The following is a 20,748-nucleotide window of genomic DNA, read 5'->3' as shown; positions in this document are numbered from 1 at the left end:
ATATCAATATTATACCTAATTTAGCCGAGAAATAAAACCTACATTCATTAATCAAAGGGCTATAGTTACTTATGAAAGGAAAAATGGTACATGCAAAAACAGAAACCAATACTTACAATCAATAATAGAACAGAACAATACAGAAAAAAATTTGAAGAGATTAATAAAATGCTAATCACACTATTAGACACTCCTATTATCAAAACATTGCATATCGGTTCTACTTCCGTAGACGGAGCCTTAACAAGTGGTATTATTGATATACTTGTTGTAGTAAAAAGTTTGCATGCAATGACAACACTTGATGAAAAACGTCTAAACCTGCAACACTTTTATCGATTACATCACCCCTATCAAAAGAAGTGTGTATATGCACAGTTTAGTGATTTACAATCACTAACTGAAGTTGTGCGTTTACATATCGTAGAAGAAGACAGTAAAAAATTAAATCATTACTTAATTGGCCAAGCTATTTTAATAGAACAAATTCAAGCGTTTAATCAATATAAGAAAGATCTTAATCATGAAATTTCTGTGAAAGAATATGAAAATAAAAAGTCAGAATGGTTCAAACGTAAACTGTCAGTTTAAAATCATTCCTTTAACTGATATAATTAAGTTTGAATTCACCGAAAGGGCGTAATAAGAATGCAAGTAACTGAAATATATAATCAATTGACTACAATTATCGATCCTATCCATATTAAAATGAATGAACCATTAAAAAATTACACGTATACAAAAACAGGTGGTAATGCTGATATATATATTACGCCGATAAAATATTCCGAAATACAAAAAACAATTCAGTACGCTAATGAAAACAATATAACAGTAACTTTCCTAGGCAACGGATCAAACATTATCATCAGAGATGGTGGCATACGTGGTATCGTTATTAGCCTGCTCGGATTAACGGATGTACAGGTTGAATACGATACGATTATTGCCAGCAGTGGTGCAGCGATTATCGACGTATCACGTATTGCACGCGACCATCATTTAACAGGATTAGAATTTGCCTGTGGAATACCTGGTTCTGTTGGAGGGGCAGTTTATATGAACGCTGGTGCTTATGGCGGAGAAGTTAAAGATGTTATTGAAAGTGCCACTGTAGTCGATCAGCACGGAGAAATCCTTACATTAACGAATGAAGCGCTAGCCTTAGATTACAGAACTAGTATTATTCAATCAGAACATTATGTCGTACTTGAAGCAACATTTAAATTACAACGTGGCGATATTAATTTAATACAATCTCAAATGGATATCTTAACAGAACGTCGTGAAGACAAACAACCATTAGAATATCCTTCTTGTGGTAGCGTTTTTAGAAGACCACCAGGACATTTTGCCGGTCAACTGATACAAGAAGCTGGGTTACAGGGCTATCGTATCGGAGGCGTGGAAGTCTCTAAAAAGCATGCTGGTTTTATTGTAAATGTCGATAATGGTACTGCAACAGATTATGAAGAAATGATTGCGCATGTACAAAAGGTCGTATTAGAAAATAGTGGTATTGAATTACAGCCTGAAGTTCGCGTTATTGGTGATAAGATTTAAAGGGATATGGACACGCGTGTCCACATCCCTTTTTATAATACAATAATAAATTTTAGAACTTATTCAACAACGATATCTGCATTAGGCATCGTATGTTGATTGTGTGCAGTCACATGACTGATGACATTATAGTTTCCTTTTTCTTTAAATGTATATTCTAAAGTATATACGCCATCTTTAGCTTTTTTAACTTTTTCTTTCACAGAATTTTTCATATCTTTATCTTTAATGATTTCAAACATGACTTCATCCGCTTCGTTTACAAAAGTCTTACCATGTTTAACCGTTGCAGTTATCTTCACTGAATCACCTGCTTTTGCTTTAGCAGGCACCTTTAAATCAACAGTTAAAGGTGTTACTGATTTAGATTCTGAATGCGTTCCGTGCCCTTCATGACCTTCTTGTTGTGTTTCCTGACCACATGCAGTAAGCATTAATGCACTTGCTGCAATGATGAATAATTTCTTCATAGTTATCCCCCTAAAATTTAATGTCCATATAATTATCATGAACTTCATTCTGCTATTCAATGAACAAACTGTGACAAAGCATAAAAAAACAAGCTAATGCAAAATTTGTCATTAGCTTGTCAAATTAATTTAATTTTCGAAGACAAAATCTTCATCAGTCAAAGCTTCAACATTTAATGCTATAACATATCCATCACCTTTTACACTAAAGAAATCGTGATTTTTCGTCGATGTATTTAAAGCATTTTCAATGATCGGATTAAAATCCTTTTCGTCAAAGTATGGTTCGAATCCTAAATTCGCTAAAGCTTTATTCCCATTGTATTGTACATAGTTTAAGACATCTTCAGTTAAACCTACACGATCATACAACATCTTTGTATAGCTTTCTTCATTCGCATATAACTTTTGAAGCATATCATACATATCTTTATCCGCTCGTAGCTTCTCATCATCTGTTAATTCATTGCGCAGACTTTGTGCGTCAAGACCTGTAAACACACCGTGAATAGATTCATCAAGTAAAATTTTTCGGATAATTTCTCCTGAAGTTGTCATTTTCCCTTGTCCAGCTAGGAATAATGGGTAATAGAACCCACTATAGAATAAAAATGTCTCAAGAAATACTGATGCTACACGTGCCATGTACTGATCATATATAGAGGCATCTTTAGCCCATAATTTATGGTAACGACCAACGATTAAATCGGATTTAAATTTAAGATGTGGTTCATTAACTACCCAGTTGTCTAATAAATCATTTGTTTCAGAAGACGGTAGTAATGTTGTAAAAATATGTGAATAACTCTTCGCATGAATTTGTTCCATCATGCCCATAAATGAGTACACTGCCTTTTTACGTAAATCCTGTGTGTGTAATCCGATTAACGGCATACCATCATCTGCCTGATGCGTATCTAGCCCTGTTAAACCTGCAAGTGCATGATTAAACGTGTACTTCTCATCTTCAGTTAGTTCTTTCCAGCTTGCAATATCTTTTGATACTTTAAATTCAGATTCTACCCACATTTGTGAGATATTTTGACGCCAGAACATATTCGTCATATCTTCTTGTGTATTCCAGTTAACAGCTTTCATTTTGTCAGTCCTTTGTATAAGTGATTTTAAAAGCAGTAATAAGAGACCTTGCGGCCTCTTTATAATTTAATTATTCATTGTAGTTATCGTTTATTATTAATACAGATATTACACTGCACAGCTTGTACATTCTTCTACACTTAATAATTTATTACGTGTATAGTACAGAGATTTTAACCCTTTATGATGCGCATAGACATAAAGTCTAGATAATTCTCTTGTAGAAATATCAGAGTTAACAAATAAAATTGTTGATATCCCTTGATCCACGTGCTCCTGAATTGTTGCGATTAAATCAATCAATTTCATTTGGTTCGTATTGAATGCTGATTTATAGAACCACATAGACTCAGGAGATAAGAATGGCATTGGATAGAATGTCTCTGCATTACCATATGTTCTACGTTCAATCTGATCAACTATCGGCATTACTGAACTTGTTGCATTTTGAACATATGAGATACTTTGCGTTGGTGCAATCGCTAAACGGTATGCATGGAATAAACCATTTTTCATCACAGCTTCTTTTAATGTCGTCCAGTCTGCTTGTGTCGGTACATCCATACCTTCAAATAAAGCTTTCACTTTATCTGATTTCGGTGCATAATCAGTCGTTTCATATTTCACGAAGTACTCACCTGTTGCATAGTTTGATTTTTCAAAATCTGCATAACGTTCGTTGCGTTCCATCGCAATCTGCATTGAACGTTCAATTGAATAATAGTTCATCATCATAAAGAATGTTGCAGCAAATTCCTTCGCTTCTTCACTTTCATAGCCAATTTTATTTTTTGCTAAGTACCCGTGTAAGTTCATCACACCTAGCCCTACAGAATGTAGTTCACGGTTTGCTTTTGCAACACCAGGAGCGTTCTTAATATCAGCAGCATCACTAACTGTCGTTAATGCGTCCATACCGATATGTACTGAATCCTGGAATTTCTTAGATTCCATAACATTAACGATATTAAGTGAGCCCAGGTTACACGAAATATCACGTTTAATTTCATCTTCTGTACCATAATCATTAATCACTGAAGTTTCTTGTAACTGGAAGATTTCAGTACATAAGTTACTCATCTTAATTTGACCGAGGTTAGAATTTGCGTGAACTTTATTCGCGTTATCTTTAAACATTAAGTAAGGATACCCTGATTGTAATTGTGTTTGGGCGATTAAGTTTAACATCTCACGTGCGTCTTTTGATTTCTTCATCACATTCGGATTTTGAACAAGCTCTTCGTACATTACTTCGATATCTAAATCGTCTAATGTTTGCCCATATTCACGCTCTACAGTATGCGGCGCAAACATAAAGAATTCTTTTCCTTCTTTAGCGAGTTCAAAGAATTTCGATGGAACGATTAATCCAGTAGAAATTGTTGATAATCTTAAATCTTCATCCGCATTTACTTTCTTAGTGTCCAAAAATTCTAATACATCATAATGGAAGATATTTAAATATACAGCACCAGCACCTGGGCGTTGTCCTAATTGATCAGCATAGCTAAATCCACCTTCTAAAGCTTTCGCTACAGGTAACACACCTTTTGCTACACCTTTAATACCTTTAATAGCTTCACCACGTGCACGTAACTTTGATAAGTTAATCGCTACACCGCCACCAATTTTAGATAATTGTTTCGCTGTGGAATCGATATAGTTGATTGAATTTAGACTGTCATCTACTTCAAGTAAGAAACAAGACACTAGTTCACCACGACGCGCACGACCTGCATTTAAAAATGTCGGTGTCGCCGGCTGATAACGCTGTTCAATCATTGCAGAAACTAATGCTTTTGCTTTTTCTTTATCGCCTTTTGCTAAGTATAATGCAACGATAATAACGTGTTGTTTATAGTCCTCTAAATATTGTTTCTTATCGTTTGTCTTTAATGCATAATCTTTAAAGAATTTACTTGCAGACATGTAGCTTGCAAACTGGAAAGGAATGTTCTCAGCATATTTAATGATTTCCATTAAATCTAATTCCGAATATTCTTCAAACAAATTATAGTAAAAATCCTGATCTACTAAAAAACGTAAACGCTCTAATGGCGTGTCAAAATGGATTGTAAAGTCATGAATTTCTTCTAAATAAACAGCTAATGCCTCCTGATCTTTCTCTAGATCAAAGAAACCATCTTCACGGCGCTTTGTAACCTGGTTATTTAATTCAATATGATTGTATTGTTTCTCTTCTACTGTTTTCATAACATTCTTCCACCTTTTTATTAAATAATTCTACGTCTCGATTATTTCCATGAAGTTCAAACTTCATAAGAAGCGGAACGTGGTATGTTTCACTAATCGTATCACCAGCTTTGGCGAAGTTTTGTCCCCAATTACGGTTTCCACTTCCTACTACTGCCGTTAAATGAAGATGATATCTTTCTAAAAATTGCGATACTGCATCTGGAACTTGTCCAAAACCAATAGTACCAGTGACGATGATAAATGGTTCTGACACACCTTCTTCCATGGCAGTTTCAAGAGGTATCACACGAGGTTGTCCTGACTTTTGAATAAAACGACGCACATTCCCTGTTAATGAATAATATACAATTAACATTGGCCTCACTCCTAACTGTAAGGAATGTCACTAAAAAATACATGAAACATTTCAAACCAATAATGTATGTATTATGAAACGTAATTTTCTATTTTTAGTTTAATATTATCTTGTGTTGTTTTTCTTTTTTAACACAAGATATAGTGGTGCGTTCGAAACACACACACAAGATATACGATTAATTATAGCACTTAAAAATTGCTTTTCAATCTTAACAACTCCAAAAAAAATTAATTTTAATGTTGACTTTTTATCAAATTTTTTAATCCATTGATACGACTATATTTAATTGACTTGAAAATTTGTAAGGTTAATAATGAAATTTAATTCTATAAAATTCTGTTGAAATTTCATTTAAAAAATGATATTAAATAACAACTTCTCTTCACTAAAGGTGTATATATGTTTTTTTACATATATCGAGATATCTATTATAATAGAACAATCAAAAATATCGGAGGCAAAAAATGACTGGCAGACAAAAAGAAGAACTACAAGATATCACATTACTCGGTAATCAAAATAATAAATATCTTTATGAATACGATCCATCAATTTTAGAATCGTTCGATAACAAACACCAGGGCAGAGATTATTTCGTAAAATTCAATTGTCCTGAGTTTACAAGCCTTTGCCCTATTACAGGTCAACCTGATTTTGCAGCCATCTATATCAGCTACATCCCAAATATAAAGATGGTCGAGTCAAAATCTCTTAAACTTTATTTATTCAGCTTTAGAAATCATGGTGACTTTCATGAAGACTGTATGAATATTATTATGAATGATTTAATTGATCTTATGGATCCACACTACATCGAAGTATGGGGAAAATTCACGCCACGTGGTGGAATTTCAATTGATCCTTATACAAATTATGGACGTCCAGGGACGAAATATGAAGAGATCGCGAATTATAGATTAATGAACCATGATCTATATCCTGAAACAATTACTAATAGATAAATTTCCTTTTTTAAAATGATTACCATTCAAAAAGTTGAATTGTCTTAAAATTAAAATAAGTGTATTATATATGAATAGTTTATGTGTATAAACTATTCGTCTTTTATTTGTACAACTTTATTTGAAACAAGGGGGAAATGGTATGGCGCAACACACGCGCGAAGAAGTGGTCAACAGTATGCCGAGAACTGGTTTCTTCGGTCATCCTAAAGGCTTATTCACTTTAATGCTGACTGAGTTCTGGGAAAGATTTAGTTATTATGGAATGAAAGCTATTCTTTTATTCTATCTTTATTATTCTGTGAATAAAGGTGGATTTGGATTAGATGAAGGATTTGCGATGCAAATTGTATCTATCTACGGTGCATTAATTTATATGAGTGGTGTTATCGGTGGATGGTTAGCTGATAGATTCATCGGTACACGTAAAGCAATACTATATGGCGCAATCCTTATCATGATTGGTCACATACTTTTATCTTTACCAAACAACTTCACTTTATTACTTATTGCATTGTTATTCATCATTTTGGGTACAGGATTATTAAAACCAAATATTTCAACAAATGTAGGAGAATTATACGAAAAAAATGATCCAAAGGTAGATTCAGCTTTTACACTATTTGTTATGTCAATTAACATGGGTGCATTAATTTCACCATTACTTGTTGGCTGGTTACAAGATAATGTAGGCTTCCATTATGGATTTGCAGTTGCAGCTATTGGTATGTTCTTCGGATTAATCATCTTTATGTTACGTTCTAAACAAACATTAGGACTTTCAGGGTTAGATGTTCCTAATCCAGTGACGGAAGCTGATAAAAAGAAAACAATTACAATCACTGGTATCGTTATAGCTGCATTCCTGCTTTATTTCTTAGTTACAGGCCTTATGGGTAATTTATCTCTTGAAAGTTTTATGAACTTTGTAACAGTACTTGGAATGGCGTTACCATTCTATTACTTTATTACAATGATCGTATCGAAGAAAACTACGAGAGATGAAAAAGCACGCGTATTTGCATATGTGCCCCTTTTCTTAGCATCTGTTACATTCTGGTCTATTCAGGAACAAGGATCAACAGTACTTGCACATTTTGCTGATAAAAATACGCAGCTTAATCTAGGTGTCTTAACAAATAATGCAATTGATTTTAAAATCCCGGCAGCGTGGTTCCAGTCACTTAATCCTTTATTCATTGTAACTTTAGCACCATTATTTGCCTGGTTATGGGTTAAACTCGGACGATTTAATCCACCGACAGTCATTAAATTCAGTATCGCGCTATTCCTAGCGGCAATGAGCTATTTAGTAATGGTTTATCCGTTAACACATAATGGCGATCAGTTGATGAATCCAGGTTGGTTAATCCTTAGCTATCTTCTAGTAACAATGGCTGAGCTTTGCTTATCACCTACGGGTTTATCCGTTACTACGAAATTAGCACCACAAGCTTATACATCACAAATGATGAGTGTATGGTTCCTGGCAAATACAGTAGCACAATTAGTTAACAGTAAACTTGTACTTTATTATGAAGCTGTAGATAATCACCAGTACTTTAACAATATCGGTTTAGTAACACTTGCTATAGCTGTTGTTTTATTGCTTGTCAGTCCATTTATGAAAAAATTCATGCGTGGTATTCATTAATAAAGAATCAATTACTATTGAAGCATACGATTAAGTATGCTTCTTTTTTATTGCAATATATTATTTTTATAAATATATAATTGTAAAAATAATGATTGTTACAAACAATTGAACAATTCTTGTTTAGAAAATTTCGACTATTAACTGAAAGATTGAATGTGACAATAATAATGGTAAAATAATATTCTAAAATAATATAAATTTTCGAAATATTTATAAATCGAAAGGGATGAAAAAATGAAGTATACAAGAGAACAGATGGTTGAAAGTGTGCCTCAAACCGGTTTCTTCGGCCATCCGAAGGGGTTAGGAATTCTTTTCTTCGTAGAATTCTGGGAACGATTTAGTTATTATGGGATGAGAGCGATATTAGTTTACTACATGTATGATACTGTAGCTAACGGCGGTTTAGGAATGAGTGAAACTACAGCTGCGAGTATTGGATCAATGTATGGTGCTTTAATCTTTATGACTGGTATATTAGGTGGATGGCTTGCTGACCGAATATTAGGTTCAAGACGTGCCTTACTATACGGTGCGACACTTATTATGCTGGGTCATATTGCAATGAGTTTACCATTTGGTATTCCTGCATTTTTAGCTTCAATGTTTTTAATTATTGTTGGATCAGGTTTAATGAAACCTAATATTTCAAATGTATTGGGTGGTTTGTATCACAAAAATGACAACCGTATGGATGCTGGTTTCGTAATTTTCTATATGTCAGTGAATATGGGTGCATTTTTATCACCATTAATAGTTGGTGAACTACAAAAGCAATATAACTATCACATCGGGTTTTTAGCCGCTGCGATTGGTATGGCATTAGCTTTAATTGCATATGTTATCTTTAACCGTAAATCTCTAGGTTTAGTTGGTGTTGAACCAACACACATTCTTGAAGGTGAAGAAAAATCAAAATATAAAAAATTATTTTCAATTGGATTTTTAGTCATCGTTTTACTTGTTGCTATTGGTATTTATAGTGGATTCCTTACCTTTAATACTTTCTCAATAATAGTAACGATTCTAGGTGTAGTTCTTCCAATCATTTACTGGACAACAATGTATCGTAGTAAAGATGTAGATGATATCGAGCGCTCTCGACTAGTTGCATATGTTCCATTATTCTTAGCGAGCGTTATGTTCTGGTCTATTCAAGAGCAAGGTGCTAATACGTTAGCAATATTTGCTGCGAAATTTACTCAGCTCGACCTTAATAAAGTTTCAGGAATTGATTACTTAGTACCTGCAGCATGGTTCCAGTCACTGAATCCATTATTTGTTGTCGCTTTAGCACCTGTCATTTCTGCTTTATGGTCTAAATTAGGTAAATATAATCCATCTACTCCGATTAAATTTGCGATAGGAATATTAATGGCAGGTATCAGTTTCTTAATCATGGTTATCCCTGCCCAAGATGCAAGTTCTACGAATTTAATTAACCCAATGTGGTTAGTTGCTTCATTCTTTATCTGTGTCATCGGTGAACTTTGTTTATCACCAACAGGTTCTTCAACGTCAGTTAAATTAGCACCTGTTGCGTTTAACTCTCAAATGTTAAGCTTGTGGTTCCTATCAAATGCGACAGCACAAGGTATTAACGCTCAATTAGTTAAATTAATCGAGCCACTTGGTTATGCGAACTACTTCTTATTTATCGGAAGTTTAGCAATAGCATTGTTTGTTATTATTTTCTTATTAAGTAGATTTATCTCTAGAAAGATGCAAGGTATACACTAATTAATCTTGCCTAACCAATAATTATATAAAGATAAAAGATAAGGACATTGAATATTTTTCAATGTCCTTATCTTTTATTTTTTATATTAATTTAGCTTTTTCAAGCAACTCTTCAATAAAAGTGTCTTTTACTTTTTTCATGCGTCTTTTCTCTACAATCTTTTCATAGAATGGCATATCCAATTCTTCTAACTTCTTACCATCATTTAATACCGAAATAGCATGAAGTAACATGCGTATATCATATACTGAACCAAAAACTTCTGGTACACCACGATCTTTATCAAGCAATTTATAAACTGCTTCCATTGCGGTTCTTACAGAATATTCCGTTGCAAATACTGTGTGTTGTTACTTTTGCTTTTTATCGGTGGATACTTTTTCAATAATCATCAAGAATCGAAAAAAATTAAAATAAAAGCTCGAAAGATGCAATAGCGTTTAATGTGAAACTGCATCTTCAGTGATTATTTATTTTATAGTGATTTATACCATTCAGCAGCATGCTGTACTTCTTCTTGTGTTAGAGAATGTCCTGATTGATGCCAGAAAATCTCAACATCTGCACCAGCCGCTGTTAATGTTTGTGCAAGTTCTTCAGTTTCTTGTCTCGGTGATATTGGATCATTCACCCCAGCACCGATAAATACTTTCTTACCTGTTAAATCAGGTAATTCAATATTACGAAGTGGTACCATCGGGTGGAATAGAATTGCAGCATGTAATGCATCTTTATCATGATACATTAAACTTGCTGCAATATTTGCACCATTAGAGTATCCTACTGCTACAACATTATTACGGTTTAAATTATTCTCCTGAGCAGTTGTTGTAATAAAATCATTAAGTTCGTGTGTACGTTTCACTAAATCTTCTTCGTCGAATATACCTTCAGCGATTCTGCGGAAGAAACGAGGCATACCTTGCTCACTGACATTTCCTCTTACGCTTAATACGTTTGCATCATTATCTATTAAACCACTAAGAGGTAACATGTCTTGTTCATTACCACCAGTCCCATGTAATAATAACAATGTTGTATCATTATTACCGTTGTTTATAATATGTTTCATCGTCATATTAATCTCCCTCTCTTCTTCATTAAAGAAGTGTTATTTAATATTATTCCCCTGCTGTTGCAAGTATATCATCATATTTACTATCATTTGTCATAACCTGTTTCGCAAACGGGTATACAGGTATAACTTTCAAATTGTTTTCTCTCGCATAATTTGCTGCAAAATCTACTAGAGATTGACCGACATGTTGCCCTTACAGTTCGCTAGACAGTACAGTATGATTTATAATCATATGACCTTCTTTAGATTGAAAATAAGTCATTAACGCTTTAGGTGCATGTACATGACCGATATACATCTGGACCTGTTCTTATCACTGTAGTAGGATAACTTTCCTCAAAATGGTCGTCTCTTGTAAATGTCAATGCACCACTAGAACAACTTATTACTTCTGTAATTTCCTCTTTCGATGCATTGTAACATCAATTCAGGGTCGTATATTCACATCGAAAACTTGTGGTAAACCTTCCCTACATTCAGTACCATGTATACATCTAGAAGCTTCGAAATGAACTGTAATGTCATTATTTTGATATGATTTAATAAATATAAAACGGGAATAGTAGGATATGATAAAATATTGAGAATGGGGTGAAACTTTATGCAAAAATTTAAAACAGGTATATTATTCTATCATGATCATGCCGGCCAAGGCGATGTACATCAAATCATCGGTGAAGTATCTAAAAGTTTAACAAGATTTATCGACCATTTAACAATTTATCGCAGTGGAGAACAAGGTGAAATATATACTTACTTAAAAGAAGGTAAATCAGATTTTGATATTTATCTTATCTTAGGTGGGGATGGTACTGTACATGAACTCATCAATGGTATTATCGATGGGGATCACCATGTTCCAATCGGTATACTGCCTGGCGGTACATTTAATGACTTTACAAAGACTTTAAATCTCCATCCAAACCCAGTAAGAGCGGTAGAGCAATTATTAACTGCAGAAGTGAAATATTATGACGTTATGCAAACGAATGAGCGATATGCACTCAACTTTGCAGGAATGGGTCTTATCGTTGAAAATTCAAATAGTGTTAATCCTGATGCTAAAAGTAAAATCGGGAAATTCAGCTATCTTTTTTCAACGATAAAAAATGTTACAAACCCAACTTTCTTTAAATATGATATCGAGATTGATGGTACAAAATATCATGGAGAATCTTCTATGATTGTTGTAGCGAACGGTGCTTTCGTCGGTGGTAATAAAATTCCTTTAATTGAACTATCACCTAACGACGGCAAGCTAAATGTATTTATCTTCAGAGAAAGTGGTTTGAAGCTATTTACTGAAATGATTGCTATGAAGTCAGAAATTAACTGGAATGAAATCAGCCAGAATATCGAACATTATTCGGGAGAAAATATTACGATCAATACAAATAAAGCGATGGATGTCGATGTGGATGGCGAAATTGATCTTGAAACACCACTTTCAATTCAAGTAATACCTAGTAAACTAAAAATACTCACGGCAACAGATCGTGTTGTTATCAATGAATAATATTTAAGGCAAGTGACTTTTGTCACCTGCCTTTTATTTTTATATTAGATTAACGCATTAATCTTCAAAGAAATACTTTTCAACATCCAGCCAGCTCTTCATTCTGTCGTATTCCTTTATACTTTGGTTATGCACAGCATCAAAGATTAGACCAGTACCTTTAAAAGCTGCCAGTTGTCTTGGGTTATCATCAATTAAATAATCTGTTCCTACAACACCTTTATTACCACAGAAAATGAAATGCTGAGGATCTAAAAATGGAAAGTGTTCGCGTAACCATTCATACTTCGCATCAAATGAAGTTGGAACATCCATCGCTGCTGTTGCAATATAAACATCAAAATGCTCATTTAATTTTTCAACGACACGAATTGCATCAGGTAAAACTTCTAAATCTCTAAAAAATGCACGATCAAGTAATAATTCATCTAGTTTATCGACATGCTCTGGATATTCAGTACGCAATTTTTTCTCATATAAATCTTCTTTCGTTAAAGACATTCCCGTACTTTCATTAAATTGAAAGATTACTTTCTTTAGCGTATCAGCTAATACTTCATCCATATCAATTGCAATTGACTTTTTCATTCTTACACCTCATTTATATTTTTAAAGAAATTTATCGCTTAATTTCTATTATAAATCAATGCATTAAAAAAGCTAAACGATACGTTTACCATATCGTTTAGCTTAGTATTATTCACCAAAGAATGCTGTTAAGGCAGCATCAATCTTTTTATTATCCTCAATTTGTCCAATGGTTACGCGAACACCAATTGGCATAGGACGAGATATGACACCATGTTGAATGAAAGTGTCAAACAACGCTTGTGGCTGATTTGTCTTAATAAAGATAAAGTTCGTCTGACTCGGCAGAAAATGTTTGCTGTATGGTTTTGCAAATAATTGCTCACGTTGTGCTTTATTTAATGCAACATATTTCTTTAAATGGGCCTGATCTTCTAAAGCAGTAATAGCAGCCAGTAAAGACAAAGTAGTAACATTAAAAGGTAGCTTTACCTTATTAAATTCACTTACGTATGCTTTCGAAGTCATTGCGTAGCCTACACGCATTGCTGCTAATCCATACGCTTTAGAAAATGTACGTAATATAATTAAATTTGGAAATTCTTTTAATAACTTGACGCCATCCGGATAATCTTTTGCATCTACAAATTCAAAGTAAGCTTCATCTAACACAACAGTAATTGATTGAGGTACTTTACTTAAGAATGTTCTTAATTCAGTTTCAGTTACATACGTTCCAGTAGGATTATTCGGATTACAGATCCATATTATATTCGTATTATCTGTTATCGCTTCCGCCATTGCATCTAGATCAAAGTAACCATCTTTTAGTGGGACTGTTTTTAAATGTGTACCTTCAATTAATGCATGTGTAGCATACTGTACAAAAGTACCTTCACTTGTTAAAACGTCGCCTTCAGGAACCAGTACTGCTCGAGATATCGACATAATGACTTCATCAAGACCTGCACCGACAAAAATCTGTTCAGCCGGTACATCATAAAATGCAGATAATTTTTCTTTTAATGCATTGGCTTCTGGATCTGGATAATAATTTAAACCTGTCAAAGACTTTGCTAACATTTCTTTTACTTTAGGCGTTGGGCCAATTGGATTTTCATTTGAAGCAAGTCTGCTAAATTCACCTTCATAACCGGTCTTACGCTTTAAAGCTTCATCAGATAATCCAGCCGAATACACTTGTAATGATTTTAATTGTGGTTTCAAAAATATCCCTACCTTCTCTAATATATAAAAGTATATTAGAATCATGATATATGAAATGACAATTTGATACAAATATTTCGATGATCTGACCTTTATTACCTAATCAGTTTTTCTTTCTTTAAATACGCACGCGCTATACTTTCCGGTGATTTATTCTGATAAGTTACAGCATAGTTCATCGTCTGCATTTCTTCATCAGTGATCTTACCGGCTAATTGATTGAGTGCCTTCACCACTTCCGGATGTTCTTTAATCGTTTCATCTTTTAATAATGGTGCCCCTTGATAAGGAGGGAATAGATGTTTATCATCTTTTAATACGACCATGCCATATTTTTTTAATTCAGCATCAGTAGAATATGCATCAATCAGATCAATTTTTCCTTGCTCGATTGCCTGATAACGAATTTTCGGTTCCATCGTTCTTACATTATCAAACTTAATCCCATATTTCTTCTGAATCCCTTTATAACCATCCAAACGATCGTTAAATTCTAAAGTAAAACCTGCACGGACTGTGGATTCTACTTTTTGTAGATCACTGATTGATTTCAATTGATATTTATCTGCATATTCTTTTTTTACAGCCAGTGCATACGTATTATTATATTGCATTGGCTTTAATAGTGACATCTGATACTTTTTATTGATACTATCATTTGCCTGTTGATATACTTCTTTTTCAGTCGTAAATTTTGCATCTTCTTTTGTAATCTCACCTAATACTGTCCCCGTAAATTCCAGGTAACCATCAATATCATCTGATTTCAAAGCGTTAAATAAGAACGTTGTCTTACCCATACCAGGTTCAATATCAACATTAACATCGGTCTTGTCTTCAATGATTAATTTATACATGTTGGTAATGATTTCTGGTTCTGTACCTAATTTCCCTGCAAATTTCATTTGATTATCCTTCTGGAAGAATAATGGCCAAATCGCGACTAATAGAAATGTTAATAACAGTAAACCTGTAACAATCATCATCTTACGATAACTTAATTTCTCCATACGTTTTAGTACAAAATCAAATAACAGCGCAAGTAAGGCTGCAGGTATTGCACCGAGCAATAATATATTCATATTATTTCTATCGATACCCAGTAAAATTAAATCTCCCAGACCACCGGCACCGATAAATGCTGCAAGTGTTGCTGTACCTATGATCAGCACCATAGCAGTTCTTATACCAGCCATAATAACAGGCATAGCAAGTGGAATTTCTACATTTTTTAACTGTCGGTATGTATTCATACCAATACCTTGTGCAGCTTCTTTTAAAGAAGGATCCACTTCTTTAATACCAGTATACGTATTACGCAGGATGGGTAGTAAGGCATAAATTACTAAGGCAATAATAGCAGGAACTCGACCAATACCGAAAAACGGTATCATTAAACCAAGCAGTGCTAATGAAGGTATTGTCTGCATGATAGCAGCAATATTAATAATTGGTTCAGCGATTTTTGTATGTCTTGTTAGCCATATACCAATCGGAATAGCGATTAAAGTTGCAATCAGTAAAGCAATAAATGATATTTGAATATGCTCAAATAATGTTTGTAGCAATTCCCATTTACGTTCTTGAAAAGTATTAATAAATGCCTTCATTATTTCGCCTCCTGACTTAATTGTTTAAATACATTGTCACGCGAAATAACACCGATTGTTTGTCCCGCTTCAGTAACAGTCAAATATTCATGCTGACTTAATAGTATAAACATTTCTTTAGCAGATGCATTGGCATCAATAGCAGCAGTAGTAACAACATTTCTATCAGATTCAATATAATTGCGTACGTATGTAACATGATTTGCATTATCACCGATAAATGATTTTACGAATTCATTGTTTGGATGATTGATAAAAGATTCTGGTGTACCAATCTGCTCAATATGTCCTTCGTTCATTAAACAAATACGATCTCCTAATTTCAATGCTTCACTAATATCATGTGTAACAAAAACGATTGTCTTATGTATTTCTGATTGCAGGCGAATTAAATCATCCTGTAACTTCTCTCTTGATAATGGATCAAGTGCGCTAAAGGGTTCATCCATCAGTATAACAGGTGGATCAGCCATTAAAGCACGGACTACACCTACACGTTGTTGTTGTCCTCCTGACAGTTCACTTGGATATCTGTTTTTAAATTCAGCAGCAGGCAAACCAACCATATCAAGCAGACGATCCGCTTGTGCATCTATCTTATCCTTAGACCATTTCTTCATCAATGGCACCTGACTAATATTTTCTTTAATCGTCATATGCGGAAATAATGCTATTTGCTGTAGCACATAACCAATATCCCAGCGCATTTGATCTAGTTGATAATCACTTATCGGTCTATCTTTAAAATAAATATATCCTTTCGATAATGGTATCAATCGATTGATCATCTTAAGCGTCGTTGTCTTGCCACTACCGGAAGGACCAATTAAAACAAAAAATTCTCCTTCAGCAATATCAAAGGAAATATTATCAACAGCAATTTTATCATTATACTGCTTTGTCACATTTTCAAAACGTATCATATGCCACCTCTTAAAAAGTTAATGTTTAACTTATAGCCTATTATATTGAATTAAAACACATATTTTTAAAAAAAGACATGACAATTGCTTGTCATGCCGAATATGTTTTGATTGCGTCAATAAATTCTGGACAGTAATGTTTTAATTTATATGATCCTACACCTTCAATAAGAATCATTTCATCTTTTGACACTGGTTTTTTCGTGGCAAATAACTGCAACGTATGATCTGAAAATATCGTAAATGGCGGCACAGATAAATCATCAGATAAACATTTACGCACATCCTTTAAAGTTTTCAGTAATATTTCATCCACTGTTTCAATCGTAGTGATTTTTACACGTTCATTATAAGATGCGTGCTTGTAATATGTCATCACCTGCTTATCTCCGGTTAATATTTCCCTAGCACTTTCGTGACAAAATAGTTTACCTTTTTGTTCAATGATATATCCATTGAATAATAACGTTTCGATAAATGACTGAATTGCATTTGTAGGATAATCTTTCAATAATCCAAATGTACTGAGCTGATGGTATCCCGGATGCGTCACTGAATCATCTTTCTCACCATGCAATACTTTAGTAATCAATAATTTATGAACCGGTTGCTTTATACGAATCATACAGCTTAATATTTTCTTTGCTTCAGTCGTCATATTATAATTTTCTATTTCATGTATACAGTTAGAACATTTCCCACATTTATTAAGATGTTCATCAGGGTTAAAATAATGAATAATGGTCGACTGTAAACATTGTTTCGTCTTTGTATATGCGATCATCTTGTTTAGCTTTTCTTTTTTTAGCTCCTGCACATTTTCATCATTGCTCGTCTCGATAAAAAACTGCTGTAATTTAATATCCTGCTCACCAAACAAGAGTAAACATTCACTATCTAATCCGTCCCGTCCCGCACGACCTGCTTCCTGATAATAACTTTCGATGTCCTGAGGTAGATTATAATGGACAACGTAACGCACATTGGATTTATCGATACCCATGCCAAAAGCATTGGTAGCAATCATGACTTTAACATCATCTTTAACAAACTTTGATTGATGTTCATCTTTCATATCTTTATTTAAACCTGCATGATAGATGACATGATCAATAGCTTCTAAATGTAGCACTTCACTTAAACTTTCGACTTGTTTTCTCGTATTGGCATATATAATGCCTGAATCTTCTTTATGTGTTCCAATGAATTCTAATAGTCGCTTTTGCTTCTGATACGTTGGGTCGATCATAAACTTTAAATTATCGCGTTTCGTACTTGTTTCAATCACATATTGGTTTTCAATATGTAATAAATTACATATATCTTCTTTGACATCCACAGTTGCTGTTGCAGTAAGCGCCATTATAGTAAACGGATGCGGTAAGCTCATTACAGCTTTGATCGATTCGCGATAGCTTGGTCTAAAGTCGTGTCCCCACTTTGAAATACAGTGTGCTTCATCAAAAGCTATCAAATTGATATTTAATTGGTACAACAAATGAATAAACTGACGTTGATTAAATCGTTCAGGTGCCACATAAAGAAACTGATAATCACCGTTGATCAAACCCGTTTCTATCTGTTTTGTTTCCTTTATTTTTTGTGTTGAATTTAAAAATGCTGCATGAATACCACTCGCATTCAAGCTATCAACCTGATCTTTCATCAAAGAAATCAAAGGACTTATCACAAGCGTTAATCCGCCTTTTAATATGCCTGGTATTTGATAACAGATTGATTTACCTCCACCTGTCGGCAAAATACCTAATGTTGCATGATTATCCAATGCATTTTGAATCAATTCGCTTTGACCAGGTCTGAACGTTTCATAACCATAGTACTCTTTTAATACTTTCTCCATGATTTACTCCATTCGCTCACTTAATTCGTCCCATTCTTCATAGTATGTTTCATATTCCTCTTCCAAAGCCTGTCTTTCATTCGTTAATTGATTGAGTTTATCATAATTTGTCGTCTCTGCTGCAATGGATTGATCGATTGCTTCTAACTTAGTTTCCAGTGTTTCAATTGCTTCAGATAGAAACTCAAAACGACGTTTATCTTTATAAGATACACGTGTTGATTGCTTAGCTTGTTCTGGCATTGCTTTCTCCTGAACAAGCGCATCCTGTTTCTTCTGCTCATCTGCTATTTGTTTAAAACTTAAATAATCGTTAAAATCTCCAAGTACTTTATCAATATGCTGATGATTAACAAACCAGTATGTATCCACTACTTTATTTAAGAAGTAACGATCATGACTAACAGTAATGACTGCACCACTAAAATTTTCTAAATAATCCTCTAAAATCGTTAATGTCTCTGTATCAAGATCATTTGTCGGCTCATCCAGTAATAAAACATTTGGTCCTTCAATCAATATACTGAGTAGATATAATCGTTTACGTTCTCCACCACTTAAACGATGAATATATGTACCATGCATACTTGAAGGAAATAAGAATCGTTCAAGTAGTTGGGTAACAGATATTTTTTCTCCAGTCGATGTCGTTGCAGCTTCTGCCTTTTCACGCAGGAAATCTATGACACGTAAATCCTGATTTAACTTAACATCTTCCTGTTTATAATAACCGAGCTTTACTGTCTGACCTGTGATCATCTCTCCGTATGTTGGCTTCATTACGTTTGCAATAATATTTAGCAATGTAGATTTTCCAGTACCGTTTTGTCCGACGATACCGATACGATCTGATGTTTGAACGATTGTGCTGAAATCTTTAAATAAGATTTTATCTTCAAACTGCATTCCGATTGATTCGAATTCAAAGACTTGTTTCCCTAAACGTTTGTGCGCAAGATTGATTTCCATCGTCTCTTTCGTTTGATGCTGTTTAACTTTATCCTCAATATTTGCGAAACGGTCAATACGTGCCTGTTGTTTTGTAGTACGTGCCTTTGCTCCTTTTCGCATCCAGTCCAGCTCTTGTTTATATAGCTGTCTCTCTTTTTGTTCCTGTTTGCTTTCAATGATTTCTAATTCTGCTTTGTGTGTGATGTAATCGTTGTAATTACCTTTATATAAATAAAGTTTTCCGTTTCTTAGTTCGACGATACGATTCGTTACTTCATTCAGGAAATAACGATCATGTGTCACAACTAATACAGACTTTTTATACTGTTTAATAAATGTAATCAACCAGTGAATCGATTCGAAATCAAGATGGTTTGTAGGTTCATCAAGCAGTAATAAATCTGGTGCTTTTAAAAGTGACTTCGCAAGTGCTACACGTTTTTTCTGACCACCAGAAAGTGAGGTAATGGGCTGAGACAAATCTTTTATACCAAGTTTCGTTAAGATTGATTCTGCTTCAGCACGATAACTGAAACCATCAAGCTGTTCTATTTGTTGTTGAATAATACTTAACTGTTCAATAAGTTGATCATTCACTTCTGTTTCCATTTGCTTGAGCAATGCATCGTACTTTTTAAATTTCTGCATAACCGGATGTGTTTCATCGATTACGTTATCTACGATCGAAAGCGACTCATTTAACACTGGTTGTTGCGCTGCGTACTCAATTGTAAAATCTTTCGGATGCGTTACTACGCCATGGTGATCTTCTATTTCTGCAATACATTTCAGAAGTGCACTTTTTCCTGTTCCATTTATACCTACAAGTGCAATTTTATCTCCAACAGATATGCTTAATGATATATCATCAAATACTGTTTTAAGACCGTATTGTTTAGTTAAATTTTCTATTTTATATGCTTCCATATTCGCTCTCCTCACATATAATACATTTCAATATCTCACAGTATGATATTCAAATTTGATA

At 33.9% G+C, this 20,748-nt stretch carries 18 protein-coding genes and 2 pseudogenes; 6 read left to right on the top strand and 14 right to left on the bottom strand.

Annotation, left to right across the window (positions count from 1 at the left end; translation table 11 throughout):
• Window positions 1–90: 90 nt before the first annotated feature.
• Window positions 91–591 (top strand): GrpB family protein, encoded by a 501-nt coding sequence (locus tag BHU61_RS01355; protein WP_111714279.1) that lies wholly within the window; start codon window positions 91–93, stop codon window positions 589–591.
• A 57-nt stretch (window positions 592–648) separates the two neighbouring features.
• Entirely contained in the window at window positions 649–1,563 is a 915-nt protein-coding gene (murB, locus tag BHU61_RS01350) for a UDP-N-acetylmuramate dehydrogenase (RefSeq protein ID WP_111714278.1), read from the top strand.
• 59 nt (window positions 1,564–1,622) lie between these two features.
• Here the strand turns inward: murB and BHU61_RS01345 are convergent, their stop codons facing one another.
• The 4 genes from BHU61_RS01345 to nrdI form a co-directional block, all read right to left on the bottom strand.
• Entirely contained in the window at window positions 1,623–2,033 is a 411-nt protein-coding gene (locus BHU61_RS01345) for a FixH family protein (protein ID WP_111714277.1), read from the bottom strand.
• A 129-nt stretch (window positions 2,034–2,162) separates the two neighbouring features.
• Entirely contained in the window at window positions 2,163–3,131 is a 969-nt protein-coding gene (gene nrdF / locus BHU61_RS01340) for a class 1b ribonucleoside-diphosphate reductase subunit beta (protein ID WP_111714276.1), read from the bottom strand.
• 108 nt (window positions 3,132–3,239) lie between these two features.
• On the bottom strand, window positions 3,240–5,345 hold the full coding sequence (gene nrdE, locus BHU61_RS01335; protein WP_111714275.1) for a class 1b ribonucleoside-diphosphate reductase subunit alpha: 2,106 nt from the start codon (window positions 5,343–5,345) through the stop codon (window positions 3,240–3,242).
• Window positions 5,308–5,703, bottom strand: coding sequence for a class Ib ribonucleoside-diphosphate reductase assembly flavoprotein NrdI (nrdI, locus tag BHU61_RS01330; RefSeq protein ID WP_111714274.1), 396 nt, complete (start codon window positions 5,701–5,703; stop codon window positions 5,308–5,310). The genes nrdE and nrdI overlap by 38 nt, the downstream gene beginning before the upstream one ends.
• A gap of 467 nt (window positions 5,704–6,170) precedes the next feature.
• Between nrdI and queF the strand changes: the two genes are divergently transcribed.
• The 3 genes from queF to BHU61_RS01315 all read left to right on the top strand — a co-directional run bounded on the left by queF (window position 6,171) and on the right by BHU61_RS01315 (window position 10,065).
• A complete protein-coding gene (queF, locus tag BHU61_RS01325) occupies window positions 6,171–6,668 on the top strand; it encodes a preQ(1) synthase (protein ID WP_096077122.1) in 498 nt (165 codons plus the stop codon).
• Window positions 6,669–6,810: 142 nt separating this feature from the next.
• On the top strand, window positions 6,811–8,322 hold the full coding sequence (locus BHU61_RS01320; protein ID WP_111714273.1) for a peptide MFS transporter: 1,512 nt from the start codon (window positions 6,811–6,813) through the stop codon (window positions 8,320–8,322).
• A 237-nt stretch (window positions 8,323–8,559) separates the two neighbouring features.
• Window positions 8,560–10,065 carry a peptide MFS transporter gene (locus BHU61_RS01315; RefSeq protein ID WP_111714272.1) on the top strand — a complete coding sequence of 502 codons (1,506 nt, stop codon included), beginning with the start codon at window positions 8,560–8,562 and terminating at the stop codon, window positions 10,063–10,065.
• Between the two features lie 81 nt (window positions 10,066–10,146).
• On the opposite strand, the pseudogene BHU61_RS01310 reads toward BHU61_RS01315, so the two are convergent.
• From BHU61_RS01310 to BHU61_RS13735, 4 genes and pseudogenes are all read right to left on the bottom strand, one after another.
• A pseudogene (locus tag BHU61_RS01310) lies at window positions 10,147–10,410 on the bottom strand (oleate hydratase); the annotation flags it as partial.
• Window positions 10,411–10,541: 131 nt separating this feature from the next.
• Window positions 10,542–11,138 (bottom strand): alpha/beta hydrolase, encoded by a 597-nt coding sequence (locus BHU61_RS01305; RefSeq protein ID WP_170122473.1) that lies wholly within the window; start codon window positions 11,136–11,138, stop codon window positions 10,542–10,544.
• A gap of 49 nt (window positions 11,139–11,187) precedes the next feature.
• Window positions 11,188–11,325: pseudogene (locus BHU61_RS13720) on the bottom strand (GNAT family N-acetyltransferase); the annotation flags it as partial.
• A gap of 246 nt (window positions 11,326–11,571) precedes the next feature.
• Complete coding sequence (locus tag BHU61_RS13735) at window positions 11,572–11,751, bottom strand: (4Fe-4S)-binding protein (RefSeq protein ID WP_111714269.1); 180 nt, start codon at window positions 11,749–11,751, stop codon at window positions 11,572–11,574.
• Here BHU61_RS13735 and BHU61_RS01290 point away from each other — a divergent pair.
• On the top strand, window positions 11,746–12,660 hold the full coding sequence (locus BHU61_RS01290) for a diacylglycerol/lipid kinase family protein (RefSeq protein WP_111714268.1): 915 nt from the start codon (window positions 11,746–11,748) through the stop codon (window positions 12,658–12,660). The genes BHU61_RS13735 and BHU61_RS01290 overlap by 6 nt on opposite strands.
• 57 nt (window positions 12,661–12,717) lie before the next feature.
• On the opposite strand, the gene BHU61_RS01285 is transcribed toward BHU61_RS01290, so the two are convergent.
• From BHU61_RS01285 to BHU61_RS01260, 6 genes are all read right to left on the bottom strand, one after another.
• A complete protein-coding gene (locus BHU61_RS01285; protein WP_099580267.1) occupies window positions 12,718–13,248 on the bottom strand; it encodes a 5' nucleotidase, NT5C type in 531 nt (176 codons plus the stop codon).
• A gap of 108 nt (window positions 13,249–13,356) precedes the next feature.
• Complete coding sequence (hisC, locus tag BHU61_RS01280; protein WP_199798204.1) at window positions 13,357–14,415, bottom strand: histidinol-phosphate transaminase; 1,059 nt, start codon at window positions 14,413–14,415, stop codon at window positions 13,357–13,359.
• A 95-nt stretch (window positions 14,416–14,510) separates the two neighbouring features.
• Window positions 14,511–16,025, bottom strand: a complete 1,515-nt coding sequence (locus tag BHU61_RS01275; RefSeq protein WP_111714267.1) for an ABC transporter permease/substrate-binding protein — start codon at window positions 16,023–16,025, stop codon at window positions 14,511–14,513.
• The gene (locus BHU61_RS01270) at window positions 16,025–16,948 is read right to left on the bottom strand and encodes an ABC transporter ATP-binding protein (RefSeq protein ID WP_111714266.1); all 924 of its coding nucleotides are present in this window, start codon (window positions 16,946–16,948) and stop codon (window positions 16,025–16,027) included. Before BHU61_RS01270 ends, BHU61_RS01275 begins: the two co-directional genes overlap by 1 nt.
• A gap of 91 nt (window positions 16,949–17,039) precedes the next feature.
• A complete protein-coding gene (gene recQ, locus BHU61_RS01265) occupies window positions 17,040–18,809 on the bottom strand; it encodes a DNA helicase RecQ (RefSeq protein ID WP_111714265.1) in 1,770 nt (589 codons plus the stop codon).
• A gap of 3 nt (window positions 18,810–18,812) precedes the next feature.
• Window positions 18,813–20,687, bottom strand: a complete 1,875-nt coding sequence (locus BHU61_RS01260) for an ABC-F family ATP-binding cassette domain-containing protein (protein ID WP_111714264.1) — start codon at window positions 20,685–20,687, stop codon at window positions 18,813–18,815.
• Window positions 20,688–20,748 lie beyond the last annotated feature (61 nt).

This window comes from Macrococcus epidermidis (genome assembly GCF_003259695.1).
Classification (GTDB): domain Bacteria; phylum Bacillota; class Bacilli; order Staphylococcales; family Staphylococcaceae; genus Macrococcoides; species Macrococcoides epidermidis.
The sequence above is the reverse complement of the archived record's forward strand: the minus strand, read 5'-3'. Positions and strand labels throughout refer to the sequence as shown.